This window comes from Streptomyces sp. NBC_00091, assembly GCF_026343185.1.
Taxonomy (GTDB): domain Bacteria; phylum Actinomycetota; class Actinomycetes; order Streptomycetales; family Streptomycetaceae; genus Streptomyces.
This window is the reverse complement of record NZ_JAPEMA010000001.1, coordinates 3,821,019-3,842,639: the sequence shown is the minus strand read 5'-3', so window position 1 is coordinate 3,842,639 and position 21,621 is coordinate 3,821,019. Positions and strand designations below refer to the sequence as shown.

Sequence of the window (21,621 nt, the reverse complement as noted above, 5' to 3'; positions counted from 1 at the left end):
GGTGTGTTCCCCCTGAATGGTGTGTGCGGCAAAACCACCACGAGGGTAACCAGGGCCCCAACTGCCTCGTCTACCGTTCCTAATCAGTGAGCAGGAGTGAGTCTTGGACCCACTGACCGGCACTGCGCGCATCCCGAACGGTTTTGGATGCACTGGTCTCCCGCGTTCCCTTTTGGTGACCCGGTCGGCGGCGTGCATCGTGTGCACGCTCCGTGACGGGTGGGCGGGTTTCCTCACGCCCTCGGTCACCTGGTCCGGCCTGGACGGTCCGATGCCCGGCACCATCACTCTGGTGATGCCGGGGCGGTGCCGTCCGTCGCCGGATCGGGTGCCCGAGGGCGCGTCGCCCGATCGCGATACCAGCGGCATCGTGACGGGACATCTTTCGGCGCGGGACGGTCAGCGGCTTGCGCCAGTGCTGATCGCCCCACATCGAGGTGCAGGCCGGGTCCACGGCCACGATGGACATGTCCATCTCGGCGGCCATCGACACGAGCCGGGCCTTGAGCTTGCCGGTGGGGATGCCGGAGATGAGCTGCCGGAAGCACTCCTTGCGTCCGTGCTTCTCGCGGGTCTTCTCGGCGGTGAAGTCGAGGTCCTCGATCGCGATGGCAGCCACACCGCAAGACTTGGCCCAGTGCAGGACTTGGGTGATGGCGTGCCGGATCTGTGCGTCGCGGTGATTCGCCGAACCACTGAGGTCGTAGTGGAAGCGGTGCGGGTCGCCGACCGGGTTGCCGTGCACGTCGAGCTGGTAGGCGGCGAAGTGGTCGGCGTTGGTGTCCACACCGATCATGCCCTTGGCGCGGGCCGCTTCCAGCGGGATGGTCTGGACGACGGGGCGTTGCCACGACGCTGTGAGGTACCAGCGCCCGCGTTCCACGTCGAGGTGGATGCGGTAGGCCACCGCCCGATTCGCCGAGATGCGGTCGGCCCACTCCTGGCCCCGGTGCGCGAACGCGATCTTCGAGGCCAGGGCGTACCGGCCGTGTTGGGTGTTCGCCAGGTGCGCGAGCGGCGCGGGCAGCTTGATGCTGACCTCGCCGGCGTCCGTGACGCGGATGGTCTCGTTCCCGAACCGCTTTCCAGACTCGCCGTCGGCGGCGAGGAACCAGCGCTCGGCTTCCCAGCGTTCCCGCCACTCGGGCTCGGTGAGCTGCGCGGCGGACAGGTTGTGCCGGGTGTTGAGCAACTTCCGGCCGCCGCGCACGACGTGCACGACTCCGGCCTCACGCTCAGCGCGAGCGACATCGAGGCGGTGTTCCAACGTTGCAAGGCGTCGGGTTTTCTGGAACCACTCACCCTTGGTTCGGTAGCCGCCCGCAGCGCGCTTGGTGCCCTTCTCCCCGAGCGGGAGGGACAGACGGTGCATCAGGGTCCGCACACCGGATTCGAGGTTCTGAATGTGGGCGAGCTGGCAGCGGCGAGAGCGCCCACTGATCGTGGGAGGTCTTCGTGAGCGACCCGGCCCACCGCGACGACGAGGCGGCGGTCAGGCCCTGCTTCCGGGCCGCCCACGTATCCGTGGAGTGGTCGCTGCCGTCACGGCAGCGGGACGCCAGATCGCGGGATGCCAGGGAACCGAGGTGCTCGCCGACCAGGCGCAGTACCTTGTCGTCCTCGGGTGTGAGGTGCCCCAGGCGGTCGCGTATCGCGACACCGGACGGACCGGGCGTGACGAACGGCGCGTCGATGGTGCGGAGCTGCTTCTTCTTCGGCTCACTCATCGGCGGCAGCCGCCTCAAGAGCCTTCCTCGCCCGGTTCTTCGCGGACCGGGGACCGTACAGGCGGGCACAGAACGAGGTCAGGACATCCACGATGTCCTGCGCCAGGTCGTCATCGACCTCGCCTTCGTCCAGGACGACCAGGCGCCGGCCGGTCGCGGACAGCGCGGCCTCGACCAGCTCGACGTTCACACGGCCGAGTCGGTCTTTGCGCTCCACCACCACGGTGGTCACGGCCGGGTCGGCCAGCAGACGACGGGCCTTCGTACGGCCGCCGTTCATACCCGAGGCGATCTCGCATTCGATCCGCACCACCCGGTGACCGGCCTTCGCCGCCCACTGCGACAACCTCGCCGTCTGGCGTTCCAGGTCGGCCTTCTGATCGTGGGAGGAAACGCGGGCATACAGACCCACACCGCCAGTCACAGCCGGTGACGAGTTCGACTCGATGTTCACCAGGATCGTGCGCGGCCCCACACGCTCAGCGGGGACCGGCAACGTGCCCTCACGGAACCAGCGGTACGCGGTATGCGGATGCACACCGTTCGCTTTCGCCCACTCCTTGAGGTTCATACAGCGAGCGTAACACCCACTCAAAGCCGTTAATGCACACTAGAGTTGACCTAATCCGGAGCAGTTCCCTACCCTCGTCGGATGAGCGAGTACGTCAGCCAGCTCGACGGCGCCGCGCCCCTGACCGGGCCTCCCCCGGCGGGCTCCGCGGTGGCGGTGTGGTCGCTGGACACCACGCGCGAGCTGATCGGCGGCCACGGGGCCGCCGGGGCGGCGGCGCTGCTGGACACGGCCGAACAGGAGCGTGCGGCCCGGCTGCTGCGCCCTGCCGACCGGCGCAGCTACCTGGCCTCGCACCTGGGGCTGCGGGTGCTGCTCGGCGGCTACCTGGGGCTGCCGCCGGAGAAGGTCGTACTGGTCCGCGAGGACTGCCCGTGCTGCGGGGGCCCGCACGGCCGGCCCGCCGTGGCCGGAGGCGCGGTGCACTTCTCCCTGTCCCACAGCGACGACATGGCGTACTTCGCCTTCGCGGGGGTGCCGGTGGGCGTCGACGTGGAGGGCGTGCCCGGTGCGGCGGCGGTGGCCGACGTCCTGAGCAGCCTTCATCCGGCGGAGGCGGCCGAGCTGACCGCCCTCCCGGAGGCGGAGCAGCAGGTGGCGTTGGCCCGGGTGTGGGCCCGCAAGGAGGCCTGCCTCAAGGGCACCGGCGTCGGGGTCGCCCTCGGTCTGGCCGAGCCCTACGTGGGCTCGGCGCCCGCCCCGGCCGCGGTCCCGGGCTGGACCCTGAGCGACCTCCCGGCGCCGCCCGCGTACGCCGCCGCCCTCGCGGTCCGCGCCACCTGAGCGGGGCACCGGGCGGGCCCTGCCGAAGCCGCCTACCGCGCCCGGCTGGTGCGCTCCCGTGCGGCGGGGGCCAGCAGCGGCCACAGCCCGGCCAGCCAGGCCTCGGCCGACCCGGCGGCCGGCAGCCCCGCGGGGACGGCGTCGTGGAGGGCGGCCGTCTCCGGTTCCACGGCGCGGTGGTGGGCGATGATCGCCGGCTCGGCGGGGCCCGTGGCCGCCACCGCCACGCTGCGCAGGAACATCACGTTCGCCGAGAGGAGCCAGACCGCGTCCCCGGCCGGCGCCGCTCCCGACGCCCCGTCGGACCCGTCGGCCAGCGCCCACGGGTCCGGCGCCAGGTACCGCACCGCGCCCACCCCCGTGAACCCCGCGGCGGCGGCGCACATCGCGCACGGCTCCTGCGTGCTCCACAGCGTGGCGCGGCCGAGGTCCCAGCCGGTCCGGGCGGCCCCGAGCGCGTTCATTTCGGCATGGGCCAGGGGCGTGCCCCGCAGCGGGCCCCTGCCCGGCCCCTCCTCGTGGGACTCGTAGGCCTCGTTGCGGCCCTCCGCCAGCACCGCCCCCTCCGGATCCGTCAGCACCGCCCCCACCGCCAGGCCCCCGGCGGCCAGCGCCTCGTAGGCCAGCCCCAGCGCCCGCCGCACCGCCTCCGGCGCCGCCCGCCACGCCGCCTCGAACTCCCCGCCGCCGTCCACCGTCATGGCCGCATGATCACACGCCGCCGGGGCCCTACCCTGGCCGGCATGGAAATCCGCCGCGCCCGCAGCGTCGCCGAACTCGCAGCCGCCGAGGGGCTCTTCGACGGGCCCGCCCGCCAGGAGTGGTCCGAGCGCTTCCTCGCCCGGACCGGCCACCTGATGCTCATCGCCTACGTCGACGGCGTGCCCGCCGGCATGGTCTCCGGCGTCGAGATGACCCATCCCGACAAGGGCACCGAGATGTGCCTGTACGAGCTGTCCGTGGACGAGGGATACCGCCGGCGCGGCATCGGCCGCGCCCTGACCCGCGCCCTGGTCGACGAGGCCAAGGCCCGCGGCTGCTACGGCATGTGGGTGGGGGTCGACACGGACAACGAGGAGGCGCTGGCCACGTACGACTCGGCGGGCGCCGAGGACGAGGGCCTCTTCTCCATGCGCGGCTGGAACCTGGGCGTCGAGTAGGACACGTGCCCCCTGCGGCGGCGTGTCGTGCGTCCACTCGGCGCACCCTCCGCGCGGTGCCACCCCGGCTGGCCGAGCATCGGCGGCATGACCGCAATGACCGCGCTGCTCCCGGCCGCCGCCGCCCTCCTCGCGGCGGCCGCCGTCCTGCCCCCGCACCCCGCCCACGGCGCCGACGGCGCCGACGGCGCCGACGCCCCCACCGCCCCCTACGTCGTCGTCCTCAAGGACACCACCTCCCGCGCCCCGACCCGCGCCCTGGCCGCCGAGGCGGCGCAGTCGGGGGACCAGGTCGGAGCGGTCTACGACACGGCCCTCGACGGCTTCGCCGTACGCACCACCGCGGCCCGCGCCGCCACGCTCGCCGCCGACCCCCGGGTCGCATCGGTGGAGCCGGACGCACAGTTCCGTATCTTCGACACGCCGCCCGCCCCGGAGCCACCGACGACCGGCGCACCCACACCCACACCCGCCACACCCGCACCCGCTCCCGTACAGGTCCCCGCCGCCGAGACCCAGCGGCCGGCCCCCTGGCCGCTCGACCGGATCGACCAGCGCGAACTGCCGCTCGACGGTTCGTACTCGTACGCCCGGAACAAGGCCGGGGGCGTCACCGTCTACGTGCTCGACACCGGGATCAACACCCTCCACGAGGAGTTCGGCGGCCGCGCCCGCAACGGCTACAACGCGGTGTTCCTGGAGGGCGCCCAGGACTGCAACGGCCACGGCACGCACGTCGCGGCCACCGTGGGCGGGGCGACGTACGGGGTCGCGAAGGGGGTTTCGCTCGTCGGGGTGAAGGTGGCCGACTGCCGGGGCGACGGGCGGCTGTCCGTCATCCTGCGCGGCCTCGACTGGATGGTGAAGGACCACATCAGGAACCTCGCGCGGGGCCCCGCCGTTGCCAACATGAGCATGGGCGGCAGCCGTAGCCGCTCCATGGAAGCGGCGGTCCTGCGCGCGGTCACCGCCGGGATCACCTTCACCGTGGCCGCCGGCAACGAGGCCAAGGACGCCTGCACCAACTCCCCGGCCGCCGTCCCGCAGGCCCTCACGGTCGGCGCGACCGACGGCGCGGACCGGTACCCGGCCTTCTCCAACCACGGCCGCTGCGTGGACATCTCGGCGCCGGGCCTGGCGATCACCTCGGCCTGGAAGGGCTCCCCGACCGCCCTCGCGCGCGCCTCGGGCACCTCCATGGCCGCCCCGCACGTGGCCGGCGCCGCCGCGCTGATCCTGGCGGGCGGCACCGCGAAGACCCCCGAGGAGGTGGGCCGGGTACTGGTGCGCGACGCCGTCCGGGACCGGATCACGGGCCTGCCGGCCGGGACCGCGAACCTCCTCCTGCACGTCCCGGCGGCAGGGACGGTGAACCCGAAGTCCTGATGTCCTGATGTCCCATCCGACCCGGTCTGATGGGACATCAATGTCTGTGTGCTTCCCGCCCAGGCAATCCATTGACTTCTCATCACCGCGACGCGTCAATGACGGCCATCCGCACCGGCTCGGCCTCCCCGCACAGCGGGTGGGGGGAGGGGTTCGTCATGACGAAGGAGTCGCGACCCAGTGAGTACGAGAAGCCTCAGACGAAGAGTGCTGGCCGGGGCGGGCGCCCTGTCCCTGGCCCTGACGGGCGGCGTCGTGGCCCTGACGGGAACGGCGCAGGCCGCGACCAAGACCACTCCGGTACCCGTGAAGTGCGTCGCCCCCGCGCCCCAGCCGGGCGCCAACGGCAACCAGGACTACACGATCACGGTGCCGGACACCGCCAAGGCGGGCGATACCGTACCGATCACCATCGACCCCGGCGAGACGCCGGTGATCCCGATGTTCACGATCGACACGGTCAACACCATCAAGGCGAAGCTGCTCGTCGGCCGGGTCGCGCAGACGGTCACCAGCCCGGCGGTCCCCAGCCACCAAGAGGCCAACAAGAAGTCCGACCCGCCCGCGTTCAGCGGGACGGTCAAGATCCCGGACGGCACCGAGGGCACGACGGTCCAGATCACGATCGACCAGGTGATCACGGACGCCGACCTCGGCGGCACGGTCTACACCACGACCTGTACGCCGGACCCGCGCCCCAGCGCCCCGGTCGCCTCGATCGCCGTCGAGGCCCTTCCCAAGGACCCGGTCACCACCAGGCTGACGCCCAACAGCGGCGGGGCCGGCACCGCCGTCGTCGCCACCGGAGCCAACTTCCCGGCCGGCCCGGTCACCTGTTCCGCCCTGCTCGCGGGCGCGGCGACCGGTGACACCGGTACGGGCACGGCGGACGCGTCAGGCGCCGCCAGCTGCAGCATCACGGTCACGAAGAAGGCCGACACCATCAAGATCGACGGCTCGGTCACCCCGTACAAGCCCTTCGTCTTCGTCGAGGAGCAGGCGGGCGTGAAGAACCCGGTGGACATCGAGGTGCTGCCGGGGCCGCTGGCCCTCGGCCCGAAGGACGGCCAGCCTGCCGTCAGCTTCGGCGCGGTGACCATCAACGGCAAGGCGCAGTCGGTGTTCGGCGCGTTCAACGCCGCGACCGTCCAGGACTTCCGCGGCGGCAGCCTCGGCTGGGACGTGACGGCGACCCGTACGCCGTTCCTGAACCAGACGACCGGCCACTCGATGGCGAAGGCGCAGCTCGGCATCCAGCCGTCCTGCACCGTGACCAACCCGGACAGCCCGAGCACCTGCACGGCCGGCGCCCCGGGCGCGATCTCGGAAACGCCGATGAAGGTGGCCTCCCAGGCGGCCGGCGGTGACGAGCTGACCGGCGGCGAGTTCGCCGTGGGCGGCGCGGCGATGATCCAGCTGCCGCCGTTCATGTTCGCCGACACCTACCAGTCGGTCGTGACCTTCTCGATCGCCTGACCGATCGCCGGATCAAACCGGCAGGCCACAGGGTGGTGCGGCGCGCTCCGGCGCCGCACCACCTTCTCCCTTTACGCCGCACCGCCGCCCCGCCGCGCCCGCCGCCCCCGCCGCACCGCCGCCCCCGCCGCGACACTGGAGACCACCGCCCATGCGCATCCGCACCGCTCTCCACACCCTCCTCCTCGGCCTGTGCGGCGGCGCGCTGCTGCTGCTCCCCGCCGCCCCCGCCGCCACGGCCGCGGACAACGGCACCTGGGGGGTCTTCCCGACACCCCCGGCCGGTGCGTCGGTGACCGACCGCGCGTACTTCTTCCACCAGGGCGCGGCCGGGACCACCGTCAGCGACAGCGCGACGATCCTGAACTCCTCCGACCGGGAGCTGACCTTCCAGGTCTTCGCCACCGACGCGGTGAACACCCCCACGGGCGGCGCCTTCGCGCTGCTGCCCGCGGAGACGAAGCCCAAGGACGTCGGCACCTGGGTCGCGCTGGCGCCCGGGGCGGCGAGCACCGTCACCGTCCCGCCCCGGGGCCGCAAGGACATCCCCTTCACCCTCAAGGTCCCCCAGGACGCCGCGCCGGGCGACCACGTCGGCGGGATCGTCGCGCTGAACACGCAGGTCGAGGGCGTGCAGCAGGAGGGCAAGGTACAGGTCGGGGTCAAGCGCTCGGTGGGCGCCCGGCTGTACGTACGGGTGCCCGGCCCGGTGACCCCGGGGCTGAGCGTGGAGGACGTACGGGTCAGCCGGGGCGCCCCGCTGCTGCCGTGGGTCAAGGACGCCCGCGCCACCATCGCGTACACGCTGGTCAACCGGGGCAACGTGGTGGTCGGGCCCAGGGTGGAGGTGTCCGCGCGGGGGCTGTTCGGCCGCCGGGTGCTGGAGCGGCCCGGCCGGGACCTGGGGCTCGTGCTGCTGCCCGGCCAGCGGATCGAGCTGACCGAACCGTGGCCGGACTCCCCGCAGTTGGACCGGGTCTCCGTCAAGGTCGCGGCGGGCGCGTCCGCTTACCCGGACCTGGGCTCGCAGTCCGGTGCGGACTTCCTCGCCGTCCCGTGGCCGGCGGCGGGCGCGGCCCTGGTGCTGGCGGGGTCGGGCACCGCCTTCCTCGTGCTGCGCCGGCGCCGCCGCGCCGCTCCGGAACAAGCCGAGCGCGAACCGCACTTGGCGCAGGCCCGCTGACCGGCGAAGGTGTCCCCGGGGGGTGACGGCATTCGGCCATCACCTGTGACGGGGAGGCATGACGGATGGTACGAGAGCACAGCGAGCCCGGGCCCGGTGCGCCCGCCGCGCCCGCCAGGGGCGTGGGCCTGCTGACCCGCATCGAGCGCGCCCTGGGCACCGGCACCGCCGCCTACCTGCCCGGTGACGGCTGGATACGCCTCACCCTCCCGGTGGACGACGGCGGCCCGGCCCCCGTCACGGTGGACGTGGTCGCGGACACGGTGCGGCCCCCGCACGGGATCGCGTACCTCCTGCCCGGCGGTGGCCTGAACTTCGCGGCGGACTTCTTCACGCCCGGCGGGCAGAACCTGGCCCACCACCTGCGCCGCCAGGGCCTGCTGGTGGTCGGGGTCACCCCGCGCGAGGACGCCGCCGCCGGGGCCGGCCGGCTCCCCGCCGACCTGGGGCTCGCCGCGCACCGCCGCGACCTGGCGGGGGTGGTGGCCGCGCTGGACTCCGTACTGGGCCTGCCGTACGAGTACGCGGGCCACTCGGCCGGGGCCGCCCTGGCCCTCGACGCGGCCTCGCACGACTCCTCGGAGCGGCTGCGCCGGGTGCTCGTGCTGGACACGGCCGGCCCGTACACCGGGGAGCTGGCCGAGCGGGCGGCCGAGACCCGGGAGGTGTACGAGGAGCAGCTCGCGCGGGGCGTCCACGCGGCCGACCCGGGGCTGGCCGCACTGATCGCGAAGGCGGTCGCGGACCCGTCCGGCACCTCCCCCGTCCCCTGGCCGCCGGACCCGTCGCTGCGCTTCACCCACGCCGGCCTGGCCCACTTCGCGCTGATCCGCACCGCCGCCCTCCCGGGCCCGGTGAACTGGATCTACCGCCAGGGCCACAGCGCGGGCGAGTACACCTTCGGCGCCACCCCGGCCGAGGACCGCTTCGCCCTGACCCGCACCCCGCTCGCCACCTGGCACGCGGCCACCTCCGCGCTCGGCAGCGGGCTGGTCCCGACGGCCCTGATGCGGGACCTCGCGGCGGTCTGGGCGGGCGACGGCAAGGCGTACGAGATCGCCTGGGACCGGATCCGCTGCGAGGTGGTGTGGGTCAACACCGAACTGGGCCGCGGTGACGAACCGCACGGCGCCGCCCTGATCCGGGAGGCGGGCAACGACCGCGTCCGCTTCACCACCGTCCCCGGCTACGGCCACGGAGACGCGGTCTGGTCCACGACGGCGGCGACGGACGTCTGGTCGCTCCTGTAACCCCGGGCGGACGGCAGAACCCCCGGCCGGTGAGGGTTGGCCGGGGGTTCTGCGGTGCGGGGCGCCGGGGGGGGCGTCAGGCGTCAGTGGTTGCGGGGGAACCCGAGGTCCACGCCGGCCGGGGCGTCGGCGGGGTCGGGCCAGCGGGTGGTGACGACCTTGCCGCGCGTGTAGAAGTGGATGCCGTCGTTGCCGTAGATGTGATGGTCGCCGAAGAGCGAGTCCTTCCAGCCACCGAAGGAGTGGTAGCCCACCGGCACGGGGATCGGCACGTTGACGCCGACCATGCCCGCCTGGATCTCCAGCTGGAAGCGGCGGGCGGCGCCGCCGTCGCGGGTGAAGATCGCGGTGCCGTTGCCGAAGGGCGAGGCGTTGATGAGGGCCACGCCCTCCTCGTAGGTCTCGGTGCGCAGCACGCACAGCACCGGGCCGAAGATCTCGTCGCGGTAGGCGTCGGAGTCGGTCCTGACGTTGTCGAGGAGCGAGAGGCCGATCCAGTGGCCGTTCTCGTTGCCCTCGACCGTGTAGCCGGTGCCGTCCAGGACCACGTCGGCGCCCTGGGCCGCCGCGCCCTTGACGTACGAGGCGACCTTGTCGCGGTGGGCGGCGGTGATCAGCGGGCCCATCTCGGAGTTCGGGTCGTTGCCGGGGCCGATCTTGATCTTCTCGGCGCGCTCGCGGATCTTCTCGACCAGCTCGTCGGCGATGGAGCCGACCGCGACGACCGCCGAGATGGCCATGCAGCGCTCGCCCGCCGAGCCGTAGGCGGCGGAGACGGCCGCGTCGGCGGCGGCGTCCAGGTCGGCGTCGGGGAGCACCAGCATGTGGTTCTTGGCTCCGCCCAGCGCCTGGACGCGCTTGCCGTTGGCGGAGGCGGTGGTGTGGATGTGGCGGGCGATCGGGGTGGAGCCGACGAAGGAGACGGCGGAGATGCCGGGGTGCGCGAGGAGCGCGTCGACGGCCACCTTGTCGCCGTGGACGACGTTGAGGACGCCCGCCGGCAGGCCGGCCTCGGTCATCAGCTCGGCCAGCTTGTTGGCGGCCGACGGGTCCTTCTCGCTCGGCTTGAGGATGAAGGTGTTTCCGCAGGCCACGGCCAGCGGGAACATCCACATCGGGACCATCGCCGGGAAGTTGAAGGGGGTGATGCCGGCGACCACGCCGAGCGGCTGGCGGATCGAGGAGACGTCCACCCGGTTGGAGACGGAGGTGGACAGCTCGCCCTTGAGCTGGGTGGTGATCCCGCAGGCCAGCTCGACGATCTCCAGGCCGCGCGCGACCTCGCCCAGCGCGTCGGAGTGCACCTTGCCGTGCTCGGCGACGATCAGCTCGGCGATGGCGTCGCGGTTGGCGTCCAGCAGGGCGCGGTAGGCGAAGAGCACCTTGGTGCGGGCGGCCAGCGAGGACTGCCCCCAGGAGAGGAAGGCCTCCTGGGCGACCTTGACGGCCGCGTCGACCTCCTCGGCCGACGCGAGGGCGACCTGGGTGGTGACCTCGCCGGTGGCCGGGTCGGTGACCGGGCCGTAGTTGCCCGACGCGCCCTCGACGGTCTTGCCACCGATCCAGTGGTTGACGGTCTTCATTGTGCTGCTCCTTCACAGATGGCGACGTCGCTGCGCGGCTTGCCGGTCGTACTCTTCACGGGCCAGGGCCGCCGACGCACGGGTCGCGGTCTCGGCCACAGGAACATCCCACCACGCCTGTGCCGGGGGCGGGCCCGACACAGTGTCGGGTGTTCGGGTCTGCGCGTAGACACATGTGGGCCGGTCCGCCTGACGGGCTTCGGCCAGGGCTTTTCGCAGGTCACCGATGGTGCGGGTGCGGATCACGGCCATCCCGAGGGAGGCCGCGTTGGCCGCGAGGTCCACCGGCAGGGGCGGGCCGCCGTACGCACCGTCCTTCCCCCGGAAACGGTACGCCGTGCCGAAGCCCTCGCCGCCGACCGTCCCGGACAGGCCGCCGATGGAGGCGTAGCCGTGGTTGTCGAGGATCACCACCTTGACCGGGATTCCCTCCTGGACGGCGGTGACGATTTCGGTGGGGTTCATCAGGTACGTCCCGTCGCCGACGAGCGCCCACACCGGTCGGCCGGGGGCGGCCAGGGCGGTGCCGATCGCGGCGGGGATCTCGTAGCCCATGCAGGAGTAGCCGTACTCGACGTGGTACTGGTCGGCGGAGCGGGCGCGCCACAGCTTGTGCAGGTCGCCGGGGAGGGAGCCGGCGGCGTTGATCAGGATGTCGTCGCCGTCGACGAGGCCGTCGAGGAGCCCGAGGACTTGGGCCTGGGTGGGCTCGGCGTCCTCCTGCGGGGTGGCGTAGGCCGCGTCGACGCGGGTCTCCCAGTCCGCCTTCGCGGACGTGTACGCCGCCTCGTACGCGGGGTCCACCCGGTACCCGCCGACCGCTTCCCGGAGTTCCGTGAGCCCCTCGCGCGCGTCGGCGACCAGGGGGTGGGCGGCGAGCTTGTGGGCGTCGTAGGGGTCGAGGTTGAGGCCGATGAAGCGGACGGACCGGTTCTGGAACAGGGTCGCGGAGGCGGTGGTGAAGTCGGTGAGCCGGGTCCCGGCGGCGATGACCAGGTCGGCCTCCCGGGCCAGCGCGTCGGCGGTGGCCGTCCCCGTGTGGCCGACCCCGCCCACGTCGGCGGGGTGGTCGTGCGGCAGGACGCCCTTGCCCGCCTGGGTGGAGGCGACCGGGATCCCGGTGGCCTCCGCGAAGGCCGCGAGGGCGGCCTGGGCGGCGCTGTGCCGGATGCCGCCGCCGGCGACGATCAGGGGGCGCGCGCAGTCCCGTACCAGCCCGGCGGCCTCCGCCAGCTCCCGGCGGTCGGGGCGGGGGCGGCGTACGGCCCACACCCGCTCGGCGAAGAACTCCTCCGGCCAGTCGTACGCCTGCGCCTGCACGTCCTGCGGGAGCGCGAGGGTGACCGCGCCGGTCTGCACCGGGTCGGTGAGCACCCGCATCGCCTGGAGGGCGGCCGGGACCAGGGCCTCGGGGCGGGTGATCCGGTCGAAGTACCGGGAGACGGGCCGCAGGGTGTCGTTGACGGAGACGTCGCCCGCGTAGGGGACTTCCAGCTGCTGGAGCACCGGATCGGCGGGCCGGGTGGCGAAGGTGTCCCCGGGCAGCAGGAGCACCGGGATCCGGTTGACGGTGGCGAGGGCGGCCCCGGTGACGAGGTTGGTCGCGCCGGGCCCGATGGAGGTGGTCACGGCGTGCGCCGACAGCCGCCCGCGCTGGCGGGCGTACCCGACGGCGGCGTGCACCATGGCCTGCTCGTTGCGCCCCTGGAGGAAGGGCATGGCCCGCGGACCGCTCTCCAGCAGGGCCTGCCCGATCCCGGCGACGTTCCCGTGCCCGAAGATCCCCCAGGTGGCGGCGATCAGCCGGTGCCGGTGGCCGTCGCGTTCGGCGTACTGGCGGCTCAGGAACCGTACGAGCGCCTGGGCGGTGGTGAGCCGGACGCTGCGCGGCGCCGTCACGGGGTCTCCTCGGGTCGGGCTTCGGACAGGGCTTCGGGCCGGGACTCGCCGCCCCGGTTCAGCGGCAGCCGGGGATCGACCTCCTGCCCCGCCCACGCGGCGCGGATCCAGGCGTGGTCGGGGTGGTCCCGGATCAGCCACTCGCGGGTGGCGTCCGGTCCGGCCATCACGTTCAGGTAGTACATGTCGTGGCCGGGCGCGGCGATGGAGGGGCCGTGCCAGCCGTCGGGGATGAGGACGGTGTCGCCGGTCCGCACCTCGGTGAGGATGTCGGTCTTCCCGCCGGGCGAGGGCGTCACGCGCTGGTAGCCCACGCCGGGGGTGGCGCCGTGCGGGGCGATCTCGAAGTAGTAGATCTCCTCGAGGCGGGACTCCTCGCCCGGGCGGTGCTCGTCGTGCTTGTGGGGCGGGTACGAGGACCAGTTCCCGCCGGGGGTGAGCACCTCGACGGCGATGAGCCGGTCCGCGGTGAAGGCGTCAGCGGCGGCGAAGTTGTTGACCTGGCGGGAGCAGTTGCCGCTGCCGCGCAGCTCGACGGGGACGTCTGCGGCGGGGCCGTAGCGGGCGGGGAGCCGACGCTCGCAGCGCGCGCCGACGAGGGCGAAGCGGCCGCCGTCCGCCGAGGTGACCTCGGCGCGCCCGTCCCGGGGCAGGTACGCGAAGTCCGTCGGCCCCGCGAACACCCCTGTCCGGCCGCGCAGTTCGAAAACCTGCGGTCCGCTCCCGGGGCTCCGCCCCGGACCCCGCGCCTCAATCGCCGGCGGGGCTGGGAGGGGCCCGACGGGCTGAGAATCAGCCCCACCGGCGATTGAGGCGCGGGGGTCCGGGGGCGGAGCCCCCGAAGGGGTCCGGGGCAGAGCCCCGGTTTCGGGAAGGGGCGGGGTGGGGAAAGGTTCCGCGCAGCGGACCCGGCAGCCGCCCGCCAGCGGGAGGACGATCCACTCCGCGTCCCCGCACGTGTGCGCGTACGCCTCCCCCGGCGACAGCTCCAGCACCACCAGCCGGGTGTACTCCATCCCCGTCTCAGACACCACCGGCACGCCCCAGCACCTCCTCCACCTCGGCCGCGAACGGCATCGCCGACGAGCACGCCAGCCGCGAAGCCACGATCGCCCCGGCGGCGTTCGCGTACCGCAGCACCCGCTCCAGCTCCCAGCCGGCCAGCAGCCCGTGGCACAGCGCGCCCCCGAAGGCGTCCCCGGCGCCCAGCCCGTTCACCACCTCCACCGGCACCGGCGGCACCTCCACCGCCGTCCCGTCCCGGTGTACGGCCAGCACGCCCCGCGGCCCGCGTTTGACCACCGCCAGCTCCACCCCGGCCGCGAGCAGCGCCCGCGCGGCCTCGTACGGCTCGCTGCGCCCGGTCGCGACCGCACACTCCTCGGTGTTGCCGACGGCCACGGTCGCCAGCCCGAGCGCCCGCTCGTACCAAGGCTCCGGCGGGCCGTTCCACAGCATCGGCCTCCAGTCGAGGTCGAAGACCGTGATGCCGGACTTCGAGCGGGCCTCCAGCGCGGCCAGGGTCGCTGCGCGGCTCGGTTCCGCGCTCAGCCCCGTACCCGTCATCCAGAAGACCCGCGCCGCCCGCACCGCTTCGCGGTCGACCTCGTCCGGCCCGATCTCCAGGTCGGGCGCCTTCGGGAGCCGGTAGAAGTAGAGCGGGAAGTGGTCCGGCGGGAAGATCTCGCAGAAGGTGACGGGCGTCGGGTACTCGGCCACCTCGCCCACCCAGCGGTCGTCGACGCCGAAGCCGCGCAGCTCGGCCCGCAGGTAGGCCCCGAAGGGGTCCGCCCCAGTCCTGGTGATCACGGCCGTGCGCCGCCCCAGCCGGGCGGCCGCGACGGCGACGTTCGCCGGCGAGCCGCCGAGGAACTTGCCGAAGGTGTCCGCTTCGGCGAGCGGTACACCCGTCTTGAGCGGGTAGAGATCCACCCCGATCCGCCCCATCGTGATCAGGTCGTAGGCGGCCTCCCCCTCCCCTCCCCTTTCCGCTGCCCCTTCCGCTGCCTCGTCCGCCGGCCCGGCCCACGTCGTCACAGGCACTCCTCCCACTCGTCCTCCCTTGCCCCTCGAACCTCGCACCCTAAGGTGGCCGTCATGACCTCCTCCCCACCCGCGTTGACCCGTATCCGTGTCGGTTCGGCTCCGGACTCCTGGGGTGTCTGGTTCCCGGAGGATCCCCTGCAGACCCCCTGGGAGCGGTTCCTGGACGAGGTCGCGGACGCCGGGTACGAGTGGATCGAGCTCGGCCCCTACGGCTACCTGCCCACCGACGCGGCCCGGCTCGCCGACGAGACCGCGAAGCGGGGTCTGCGGGTGTCCGCCGGCACCGTCTTCACCGGACTCCATCACGGCCCCGCCGTCTGGGAGCAGACCTGGGCGCACGTGTCGCGGATCGCCGCGCTGACCCGGGACATGGGGGCGGAGCACCTGGTGGTCATCCCCTCCTTCTGGCGCGACGACAAGACCGGCGGGATGCTGGAGGACCCGGTCCTGACCCCCGGTCAATGGCGTGAACTCGCCTCCCAGACCGAGCGCCTGGGCCGGGAGGTCCGGGACCGGTACGGGCTGCGGATCGTGGTCCACCCGCATGCGGACACCCACCTCGACACCCCGCGGAACGTGGCCCGGTTCCTGGACGCCACCGACCCGGCGCTGGTCTCCCTGTGCCTGGACACCGGGCACTACGCGTACTGCGGCGGGGACAGCGTCGAGGCGATCGAGGCCTTCGGCGAGCGGATCGGCTACCTCCACCTCAAGCAGGTGGACCCGCGGATCCTCGCCGAAGTGGTGGAGCGGCAGCTGCCCTTCGGGCCGGCCGTGGCGCGCGGGGTGATGTGCGAGCCGCCGTCGGGGGTGCCCGCGCTGGAGCCCGTACTGGCGGCGGCGCAGCGGCTCGGGGTGGACCTGTTCGCCATCGTGGAGCAGGACATGTACCCGTGCCCGCCCGAGCGGCCCCTGCCCGTGGCCCGGCGCACCCGCGCCTACCTGCGCTCCTGCGGCGCCCGCTGACCACCCTGAGGAGAGACATGAGCACGCTGGGCATCGCCGTCATCGGCACCGGGAAGATGGGCGCCGACCACGTCCGCCGGATCGGCGACACGGTCGGCGGGGCGCGGGTGGTGGCCGTGGCCGATCCGGACGGGGACCGGGTCAAGGAGGTCGCGGCGTCCCTGGACGGGGCGGGCGCGTACACGGATCCGGCGGCGGCGATGGCGGCGCCCGGGGTGGACGCGGTACTGATCGCCTCGCCCGGACCGGCCCATGAGGAAGCGATTCTGCAGGCCCTGGAGCGGGAGTTGCCGGTGCTGTGCGAGAAGCCGCTGACCCCGGATCCGGAGGGAGCCTTGCGGGTGCTGGAGGCGGAGCGCCGGCTCGGCCGGCGTCTGGTGCAGGTGGGGTTCATGCGGCGTTTCGACGCCGAGTACGAGCGGCTCAAGGAGCTGCTGGACGCGGGCGGGATCGGCCGGCCGCTCTTCCTGCACTGCCGCCACCGCAACGCCTCCTCGCCGTCCTTCTTCACCAGCGACATGCTGATCAGCGACTCCGTGGTGCACGAGGTGGACGCGGCCCGCTGGCTGCTGGGGCAGGAGGTCACCGCGGTGACCGTGCTTTCCCCCACGCCCTCCTCGGCCGCCCCCGAGGGGCTGCGCGACCCCCGGCTGGTGCTGCTGGAGACCTCGGGCGGGGCGATCGTCGACGTGGAGATCTTCGCCAACTGCGGTTTCGGCTATCAGGTGCAGTGCGAGGCCGTCGGCGAGTCGGGCAGCGCCCGGATCGGCGACGGGCGGGCGATGGTCGTCCAGTCGGGCGGCCGGTGGGGCGGGGAGATCACCCAGGACTACATCACGCGCTTCGCCGACGCCTACGACCGCCAGGTGCGGCGCTGGGTGGCCGCGGCGGCGCGGGGGCGGGTGGCGGGGCCCGACGCCTGGGACGGGTACGCGGCCGCCGCCGTCTCGGAGGCGGGGCTCGCGGCCGCGCGCAGCGGCGTACGGACCGAGGTGCGCCTCGCGCCGCGGCCGGAGCTGTACGCCCGCTGACGCCACTGGGCTCGCCGGGCTCACCGGGCTGCTCCTGTGCCGCATTCGTCACAGGAGTCGCCCCCGTGTCACACATGTCCGCGTTACGCGGGTCTTCCGTCACAGGCGGCACACAGGCCCTCCCCCGCACTCACCGGGCGTCGTTGTCGGGGCACAACCCGAGTGATCGGCAGTGTCCACGCGCCGGCTCCCCCGACGGCCTCCCGGCCGGCCCCGCGGCGTGGACCAGGAGGTGTCGTGGATGAGCGACCGACAGCTGTGGTCCTACAAGGAGATCGCCGCCCATATCCGGGTCCAGCCGGACACCGTGCGCTCCTACCGGAAGCACGGGCTGCTGCCCACCCCCGACCACGTGGAGGGCGGCAAGCCCTACTGGTACGCCGACACCATCCGGACCTGGGTGGCGCGCCGCCCCGGCAACCGGGGCCGCCGCGAGGACTGACCAGGCGCCACGGGGGCCAGCCCCGGCGGTACGGGCGCGGGGCGCGGCCCCGCGCGCGGTCACCAGGACTCCTCCCCGGGCCGCCGGCCGGTCGCGGCGCGGCCCCGCAGCCGCAGGCCCAGCAGGGGGAAGACCAGCACCGAGACCATCCCGGCCCCGACCAGCGCCGCCGCCTCCCCGGGGTCGACCTTCCCGTCCTCCACCCCGAGGGTGGTGATCGCCACCACCAGCGGCAGCGCGGTCGACCCGAACAGCACCAGCGCCGACCGGTCCCGCCGCTCCAGGTCGCGCGGGGCCAGCAGCCAGATCGGCAGTCCGCGCACCAGCAGGAACAGCAGCAGGAAGGCGGGCAGCAGGAGCAGCTCCCGCCCACCCGCGAGCAGGGCCTTCAGGTCGAACTGGATCCCGGTGACCACGAAGAACACCGGCACCAGGAAGCCGAAGCCCATGGCCTCCACCTTCGACAGCACGGTCTCGCTGCTCTCCGGCGCCGCCCCGTGTAGCACCAGCCGGGTGACCAGCCCGGCCGCGAAGGCGCCGAGCAGGACGTCGAGCCCGAGCGCCTGGGCCAGCCCCAGCATCGCCACCAGCACCAGCACCACCAGCCGTACCGCGAACTGGGCGCTGCTGTGCAGGGTCTTGGCGATGACCTTCGCGAACCAGGGCGGCTTGGGCCGCATCGCCCAGAACACCGCCGCCACCGTCAGCGCCGCGAAGGCCGCCAGCAGCGCCGCCGAGCGGGCCGGCGCCCGCCCGCTGAGCAGCAGGGCCATCGCGATGATCGGCCCGAACTCGCCGACGGAGCCCATCGCCATCGTCACCGTCCCGAAGCGGCTCCCCAGTTCCCCGGAGTCCCTCTGCATCGGCAGGATCGCGCCGAGCGCGGTGCTGGTGAGCGCGGTGCCGACGTAGACGCCCTTCTCGAAGCCGCCGCCGTGGGCGAGCAGGGTGCCGATGCCCAGCCCAAGGGCGAGGGCGGCCACCCAGGCCCAGACCGATCTCCTGAGGGTGTCCCCTTTGACCTGGTCGAACTGGATCTCGTACCCGGCCAGGAAGATCAGCATGGCCAGACCCAGCTGGCTGAGTACGTCGATCACCTCGCCGGTGCGCGCCCAGCCGAGCACGTCGGGCCCGATGAGGATGCCCAGCAGGATCTCGAAGATCACCAGCGGGACGGGCAGCCAGCGCGCCACCCCGTAGGCGAGGAGGGGCGCGAGCACCGCGACGGCCATGATGAGGATGAGCGTCACAGAATGGGACATGTGCGCCATTTACATACGGTTTGGCGATCTCGTCCACCGCAGGACCCGCCGAGATCCCCTCAAGGGTCGCCGGATACTCGCTCAATACCCCCTAGGGGTATAATCTGGAATCCTGGCAACAGAGACAGCCCCCGCGATGAGGAGTAACGACATGACCGCCCAGACGGACACCCAGCACACCGCCGTGTACAAGGTCACCGGCATGACCTGCGGGCACTGCGAGGGCGCCGTGACCGCCGAGCTCACCGCCCTGCCCGGCGTGACCTCGGTCAAGGCCGTCGCCGCCACCGGTGAGGTCACCGTGACCTCCGCCGCCCCGCTCGCCGAGGCCGACGTACGCGCCGCCGTGGACGAGGCCGGGTACGAGCTCGCCGGCCACGGGGGCACCTCCCAGCGGTAGCTGGGGGACTGAGCCCCCCTCTTCCACCGCACCGCAGTACCGGCAGTACCGGCAGTACCGCAGCGCCGCCGGGCCGCACCCGCCAGCTCATACTGGACCGTACGGCCCGGCCCTCCCCCTGGAGCGGGAACATGAGCAGCAGCACGGTCCACGACGGGCCCATAGCGGCGGCCGGCGCCGCCCAGGTCGAGCTGACGATCGGCGGGATGACCTGCGCCTCCTGCGCGGCCCGCATCGAGAAGAAGCTCAACCGGATGGACGGCGTCAGCGCCACGGTGAACTACGCCACCGAGAAGGCCCGGGTCTCCTACGGCGGCGCGGTCCAGGTGGCCGACCTGATCGCGACCGTGGTCAGGACGGGATACACCGCCGAGGAGCCCCCGCCGCCGCCCGAGCCCGATCCCGAGGCGGAAGCCGCGTCCGGAGCCGAGGCCGGGCCGGCCGTACGCGACCCCGAGCTCGCCGCGCTGCGACAGCGGCTGCTGGTCTCCGCCGCCCTGGCCCTGCCCGTGGTCCTGCTCTCGATGGTGCCCGCCCTCCAGTTCGACAACTGGCAGTGGCTCTCGCTCACCCTCGCCTCGCCCGTGGTCGTGTGGGGCGCCCTCCCCTTCCACCGGGCCGCCTGGACCAACGCCCGGCACGGCGCGGCCACCATGGACACCCTGGTCTCGGTCGGCACGCTGGCCGCCTACGCCTGGTCCCTGTGGGCCCTGTTCTTCGGCCACGCGGGCATGGCCGGCATGCGGCACGGCTTCGACTTCACCGCCTCGGCCACGGACGGCTCCTCCGCCATCTATCTGGAGGTCGCGGCCGGCGTCGTGTCCTTCATCCTGCTCGGCCGCTACCTGGAGGCCCGCTCCAAGCGGAAGGCGGGAGCGGCCCTCAGGGCGCTGATGGAGCTGGGCGCCAAGGAGGTGGCCGTGCTGCGCGACGGCCGGGAGGTGCGGATCCCGGTGGGCGCGCTCGCGGTGGGCGACCGGTTCGTGGTCCGCCCCGGGGAGAAGATCGCCACCGACGGCACGGTCGTCGAGGGCTCCTCCGCCGTGGACGCCTCCATGCTGACCGGCGAGTCCGTCCCGGTCGACGTCGCCGCCGGGGACTCCGTCACCGGCGCCACCGTCAACGCCTCCGGCCGCATCGTCGTGGAGGCCACCCGGATCGGGGCCGACACCCAGCTCGCCCGGATGGCCCGGATGGTCGAGGACGCCCAGAACGGCAAGGCCGAGGTGCAGCGCCTCGCCGACCGGATCTCGGCCGTGTTCGTACCCGTCGTCCTGCTCCTCGCGCTCGGGACCTGGGTCACCTGGCTGCTGATCACCGACGACCCCACGGCCGCGTTCACCGCCGCCGTGGCCGTCCTGATCATCGCCTGCCCCTGCGCCCTGGGCCTGGCCACCCCGACCGCGCTGATGGTCGGCACCGGCCGGGGCGCGCAGCTGGGCATCCTGATCAAGGGCCCCGAGGTGCTGGAGTCCACCCGCCGCGTCGACACGGTCGTGCTCGACAAGACCGGGACGGTCACCACGGGCCGGATGGCCCTGTCCGGGATGCACCCCGGACAGGGCGTGGACGAGAAGGAACTGCTGCGGCTCGCGGGCGCGCTGGAGCACTCCTCCGAGCACCCGGTCGCCCGCGCGATCGCCACCGGCGCCGCCGGTGAGCTGCCCGCCCCTTCATCTTTCGAGCCCCCCTCATCCTTCGAAAGCCTCGCCGGGCTGGGTGTCCGGGGCGTGGTCGAGGGGCACGAGGTCCTGGTGGGGCGCGAGCGGCTGCTCGCCGACCGGGGGATCACCCTGCCCGCCGCGCTCGCCGGGGCCAAGGCCGCCGCCGAGGCCGCGGGGAGCACCGCCGTCCTGGTCGCCTGGGACGGCGAGGCCCGGGGTGTCCTGACGGTCGCCGACGCCGTCAAGGAGACCAGCGCCGAGGCCGTGGCCCGGCTGCGGGCGCTCGGCCTCACGCCGGTCCTGCTGACCGGCGACAACCGGGCCGTGGCCGAGACGGTGGCCCGCGAGGTGGGCATCGACGAGGTGATCGCCGAGGTGCTCCCGCAGGACAAGGTGGACGTGGTCCGCCGGCTCCAGGCCGAGGGCCGTACGGTCGCCATGGTGGGCGACGGGGTCAACGACGCGGCCGCGCTCGCCCAGGCCGACCTGGGCCTGGCCATGGGCACCGGTACCGACGCGGCCATCGAGGCCGGCGACCTGACCCTCGTACGGGGCGACCTGCGGGTGGCGGCGGACGCGATCCGGCTCTCCCGGCGGACGCTGGCCACCATCAAGGGCAACCTGTTCTGGGCCTTCGGCTACAACGTCGCGGCGCTCCCGCTGGCCGCCGCGGGCCTGCTCAACCCGATGATCGCGGGGGCCGCGATGGCCTTCTCCTCGGTCTTCGTGGTGACCAACAGCCTGCGCCTGCGGTCGTTCCGCTAGTGGATCTCCTCCCCGGTCCCTCCACAC

Annotated in this window: 18 protein-coding genes and 1 pseudogene; 11 read left to right on the top strand and 8 right to left on the bottom strand. The window is 73.4% G+C overall.

The genetic code is table 11. The annotated features are described in order from the left end of the window. Positions 1 to 79 precede the first annotated feature (79 nt). Both OOK34_RS17710 and OOK34_RS17705 read right to left on the bottom strand, forming a co-directional pair. Positions 80 to 1,727: pseudogene (locus tag OOK34_RS17710) on the bottom strand (IS200/IS605 family accessory protein TnpB-related protein). Continuing rightward, entirely contained in the window at positions 1,720 to 2,298 is a 579-nt protein-coding gene (locus OOK34_RS17705) for an IS607 family transposase (protein WP_267034833.1), read from the bottom strand. Before OOK34_RS17705 ends, OOK34_RS17710 begins: the two are co-directional and overlap by 8 nt. Before the next feature lie 81 nt (positions 2,299 to 2,379). On the opposite strand from OOK34_RS17705, the gene OOK34_RS17700 reads away from it, so the two are divergent. Next, the gene (locus OOK34_RS17700; protein WP_267034832.1) at positions 2,380 to 3,081 is read left to right on the top strand and encodes a 4'-phosphopantetheinyl transferase superfamily protein; all 702 of its coding nucleotides are present in this window, start codon (positions 2,380 to 2,382) and stop codon (positions 3,079 to 3,081) included. A gap of 32 nt (positions 3,082 to 3,113) precedes the next feature. Here the strand turns inward: OOK34_RS17700 and OOK34_RS17695 are convergent, their stop codons facing one another. Beyond that, positions 3,114 to 3,782, bottom strand: coding sequence for a nucleoside deaminase (locus OOK34_RS17695; RefSeq protein WP_267034831.1), 669 nt, complete (start codon positions 3,780 to 3,782; stop codon positions 3,114 to 3,116). 42 nt (positions 3,783 to 3,824) lie between these two features. Between OOK34_RS17695 and OOK34_RS17690 the strand changes: the two genes are divergently transcribed. The 5 genes from OOK34_RS17690 (at position 3,825) to OOK34_RS17670 (ending at position 9,536) form a co-directional block, all read left to right on the top strand. Next, positions 3,825 to 4,241: a GNAT family N-acetyltransferase gene (locus tag OOK34_RS17690; protein ID WP_267034830.1), complete on the top strand. Its 417-nt coding sequence runs from the start codon at positions 3,825 to 3,827 to the stop codon at positions 4,239 to 4,241. A gap of 87 nt (positions 4,242 to 4,328) precedes the next feature. Continuing rightward, positions 4,329 to 5,627, top strand: a complete 1,299-nt coding sequence (locus OOK34_RS17685; protein ID WP_267034829.1) for a S8 family peptidase — start codon at positions 4,329 to 4,331, stop codon at positions 5,625 to 5,627. 180 nt (positions 5,628 to 5,807) lie between these two features. Beyond that, complete coding sequence (locus OOK34_RS17680) at positions 5,808 to 7,103, top strand: hypothetical protein (protein ID WP_267034828.1); 1,296 nt, start codon at positions 5,808 to 5,810, stop codon at positions 7,101 to 7,103. Between the two features lie 151 nt (positions 7,104 to 7,254). Beyond that, positions 7,255 to 8,286 carry a DUF916 domain-containing protein gene (locus OOK34_RS17675; protein WP_267034827.1) on the top strand — a complete coding sequence of 344 codons (1,032 nt, stop codon included), beginning with the start codon at positions 7,255 to 7,257 and terminating at the stop codon, positions 8,284 to 8,286. Positions 8,287 to 8,351: 65 nt separating this feature from the next. After that, positions 8,352 to 9,536, top strand: coding sequence for a hypothetical protein (locus tag OOK34_RS17670; RefSeq protein ID WP_267034826.1), 1,185 nt, complete (start codon positions 8,352 to 8,354; stop codon positions 9,534 to 9,536). An 83-nt stretch (positions 9,537 to 9,619) separates the two neighbouring features. On the opposite strand, the gene OOK34_RS17665 is transcribed toward OOK34_RS17670, so the two are convergent. The 4 genes from OOK34_RS17665 to iolC are packed head-to-tail and all read right to left on the bottom strand — an operon-like array spanning position 9,620 to position 14,974. After that, the gene (locus OOK34_RS17665) at positions 9,620 to 11,119 is read right to left on the bottom strand and encodes a CoA-acylating methylmalonate-semialdehyde dehydrogenase (protein WP_267034825.1); all 1,500 of its coding nucleotides are present in this window, start codon (positions 11,117 to 11,119) and stop codon (positions 9,620 to 9,622) included. Positions 11,120 to 11,131: 12 nt separating this feature from the next. Beyond that, positions 11,132 to 13,018, bottom strand: coding sequence for a 3D-(3,5/4)-trihydroxycyclohexane-1,2-dione acylhydrolase (decyclizing) (gene iolD / locus OOK34_RS17660; protein ID WP_267034824.1), 1,887 nt, complete (start codon positions 13,016 to 13,018; stop codon positions 11,132 to 11,134). After that, on the bottom strand, positions 13,015 to 14,034 hold the full coding sequence (iolB, locus tag OOK34_RS17655; RefSeq protein WP_267036791.1) for a 5-deoxy-glucuronate isomerase: 1,020 nt from the start codon (positions 14,032 to 14,034) through the stop codon (positions 13,015 to 13,017). The genes iolD and iolB overlap by 4 nt, the downstream gene beginning before the upstream one ends. A 7-nt stretch (positions 14,035 to 14,041) precedes the next feature. Then, on the bottom strand, positions 14,042 to 14,974 hold the full coding sequence (gene iolC, locus OOK34_RS17650) for a 5-dehydro-2-deoxygluconokinase (RefSeq protein WP_267036790.1): 933 nt from the start codon (positions 14,972 to 14,974) through the stop codon (positions 14,042 to 14,044). Between the two features lie 141 nt (positions 14,975 to 15,115). Between iolC and OOK34_RS17645 the strand changes: the two genes are divergently transcribed. The 3 genes from OOK34_RS17645 to OOK34_RS17635 all read left to right on the top strand — a co-directional run bounded on the left by OOK34_RS17645 (position 15,116) and on the right by OOK34_RS17635 (position 17,503). Continuing rightward, entirely contained in the window at positions 15,116 to 16,030 is a 915-nt protein-coding gene (locus OOK34_RS17645) for a sugar phosphate isomerase/epimerase (RefSeq protein WP_267034823.1), read from the top strand. Positions 16,031 to 16,047: 17 nt separating this feature from the next. Further along, a complete protein-coding gene (locus OOK34_RS17640; RefSeq protein WP_267034822.1) occupies positions 16,048 to 17,061 on the top strand; it encodes a Gfo/Idh/MocA family protein in 1,014 nt (337 codons plus the stop codon). Between the two features lie 241 nt (positions 17,062 to 17,302). Then, a complete protein-coding gene (locus tag OOK34_RS17635; RefSeq protein ID WP_267034821.1) occupies positions 17,303 to 17,503 on the top strand; it encodes an AlpA family transcriptional regulator in 201 nt (66 codons plus the stop codon). 59 nt (positions 17,504 to 17,562) lie between these two features. On the opposite strand, the gene OOK34_RS17630 is transcribed toward OOK34_RS17635, so the two are convergent. After that, entirely contained in the window at positions 17,563 to 18,765 is a 1,203-nt protein-coding gene (locus OOK34_RS17630; RefSeq protein WP_267034820.1) for a cation:proton antiporter, read from the bottom strand. Between the two features lie 151 nt (positions 18,766 to 18,916). Between OOK34_RS17630 and OOK34_RS17625 the strand changes: the two genes are divergently transcribed. Together OOK34_RS17625 and OOK34_RS17620 are read left to right on the top strand one after the other, a co-directional pair. Beyond that, on the top strand, positions 18,917 to 19,165 hold the full coding sequence (locus tag OOK34_RS17625) for a heavy-metal-associated domain-containing protein (RefSeq protein ID WP_267034819.1): 249 nt from the start codon (positions 18,917 to 18,919) through the stop codon (positions 19,163 to 19,165). 131 nt (positions 19,166 to 19,296) lie between these two features. Further along, positions 19,297 to 21,594: a cation-translocating P-type ATPase gene (locus OOK34_RS17620; protein WP_267034818.1), complete on the top strand. Its 2,298-nt coding sequence runs from the start codon at positions 19,297 to 19,299 to the stop codon at positions 21,592 to 21,594. Positions 21,595 to 21,621: the final 27 nt, after the last annotated feature.

Bases quoted from the DNA above. Each gene is read 5' to 3' on its own strand.
- OOK34_RS17705 (WP_267034833.1), bottom strand. From the start codon at position 2,298: ATGAACCTCAAGGAGTGGGCGAAAGCGAACGGTGTGCATCCGCATACC.
- OOK34_RS17700 (WP_267034832.1), top strand. From the start codon at position 2,380: ATGAGCGAGTACGTCAGCCAGCTCGACGGCGCCGCGCCCCTGACCGGG.
- OOK34_RS17695 (WP_267034831.1), bottom strand. From the start codon at position 3,782: ATGACGGTGGACGGCGGCGGGGAGTTCGAGGCGGCGTGGCGGGCGGCG.
- OOK34_RS17690 (WP_267034830.1), top strand. From the start codon at position 3,825: ATGGAAATCCGCCGCGCCCGCAGCGTCGCCGAACTCGCAGCCGCCGAG.
- OOK34_RS17685 (WP_267034829.1), top strand. From the start codon at position 4,329: ATGACCGCAATGACCGCGCTGCTCCCGGCCGCCGCCGCCCTCCTCGCG.
- OOK34_RS17675 (WP_267034827.1), top strand. From the start codon at position 7,255: ATGCGCATCCGCACCGCTCTCCACACCCTCCTCCTCGGCCTGTGCGGC.
- OOK34_RS17670 (WP_267034826.1), top strand. From the start codon at position 8,352: ATGGTACGAGAGCACAGCGAGCCCGGGCCCGGTGCGCCCGCCGCGCCC.
- OOK34_RS17665 (WP_267034825.1), bottom strand. From the start codon at position 11,119: ATGAAGACCGTCAACCACTGGATCGGTGGCAAGACCGTCGAGGGCGCG.
- iolB (WP_267036791.1), bottom strand. From the start codon at position 14,034: ATGGAGTACACCCGGCTGGTGGTGCTGGAGCTGTCGCCGGGGGAGGCG.
- OOK34_RS17645 (WP_267034823.1), top strand. From the start codon at position 15,116: ATGACCTCCTCCCCACCCGCGTTGACCCGTATCCGTGTCGGTTCGGCT.
- OOK34_RS17640 (WP_267034822.1), top strand. From the start codon at position 16,048: ATGAGCACGCTGGGCATCGCCGTCATCGGCACCGGGAAGATGGGCGCC.
- OOK34_RS17635 (WP_267034821.1), top strand. From the start codon at position 17,303: ATGAGCGACCGACAGCTGTGGTCCTACAAGGAGATCGCCGCCCATATC.
- OOK34_RS17630 (WP_267034820.1), bottom strand. From the start codon at position 18,765: ATGTCCCATTCTGTGACGCTCATCCTCATCATGGCCGTCGCGGTGCTC.
- OOK34_RS17625 (WP_267034819.1), top strand. From the start codon at position 18,917: ATGACCGCCCAGACGGACACCCAGCACACCGCCGTGTACAAGGTCACC.
- OOK34_RS17620 (WP_267034818.1), top strand. From the start codon at position 19,297: ATGAGCAGCAGCACGGTCCACGACGGGCCCATAGCGGCGGCCGGCGCC.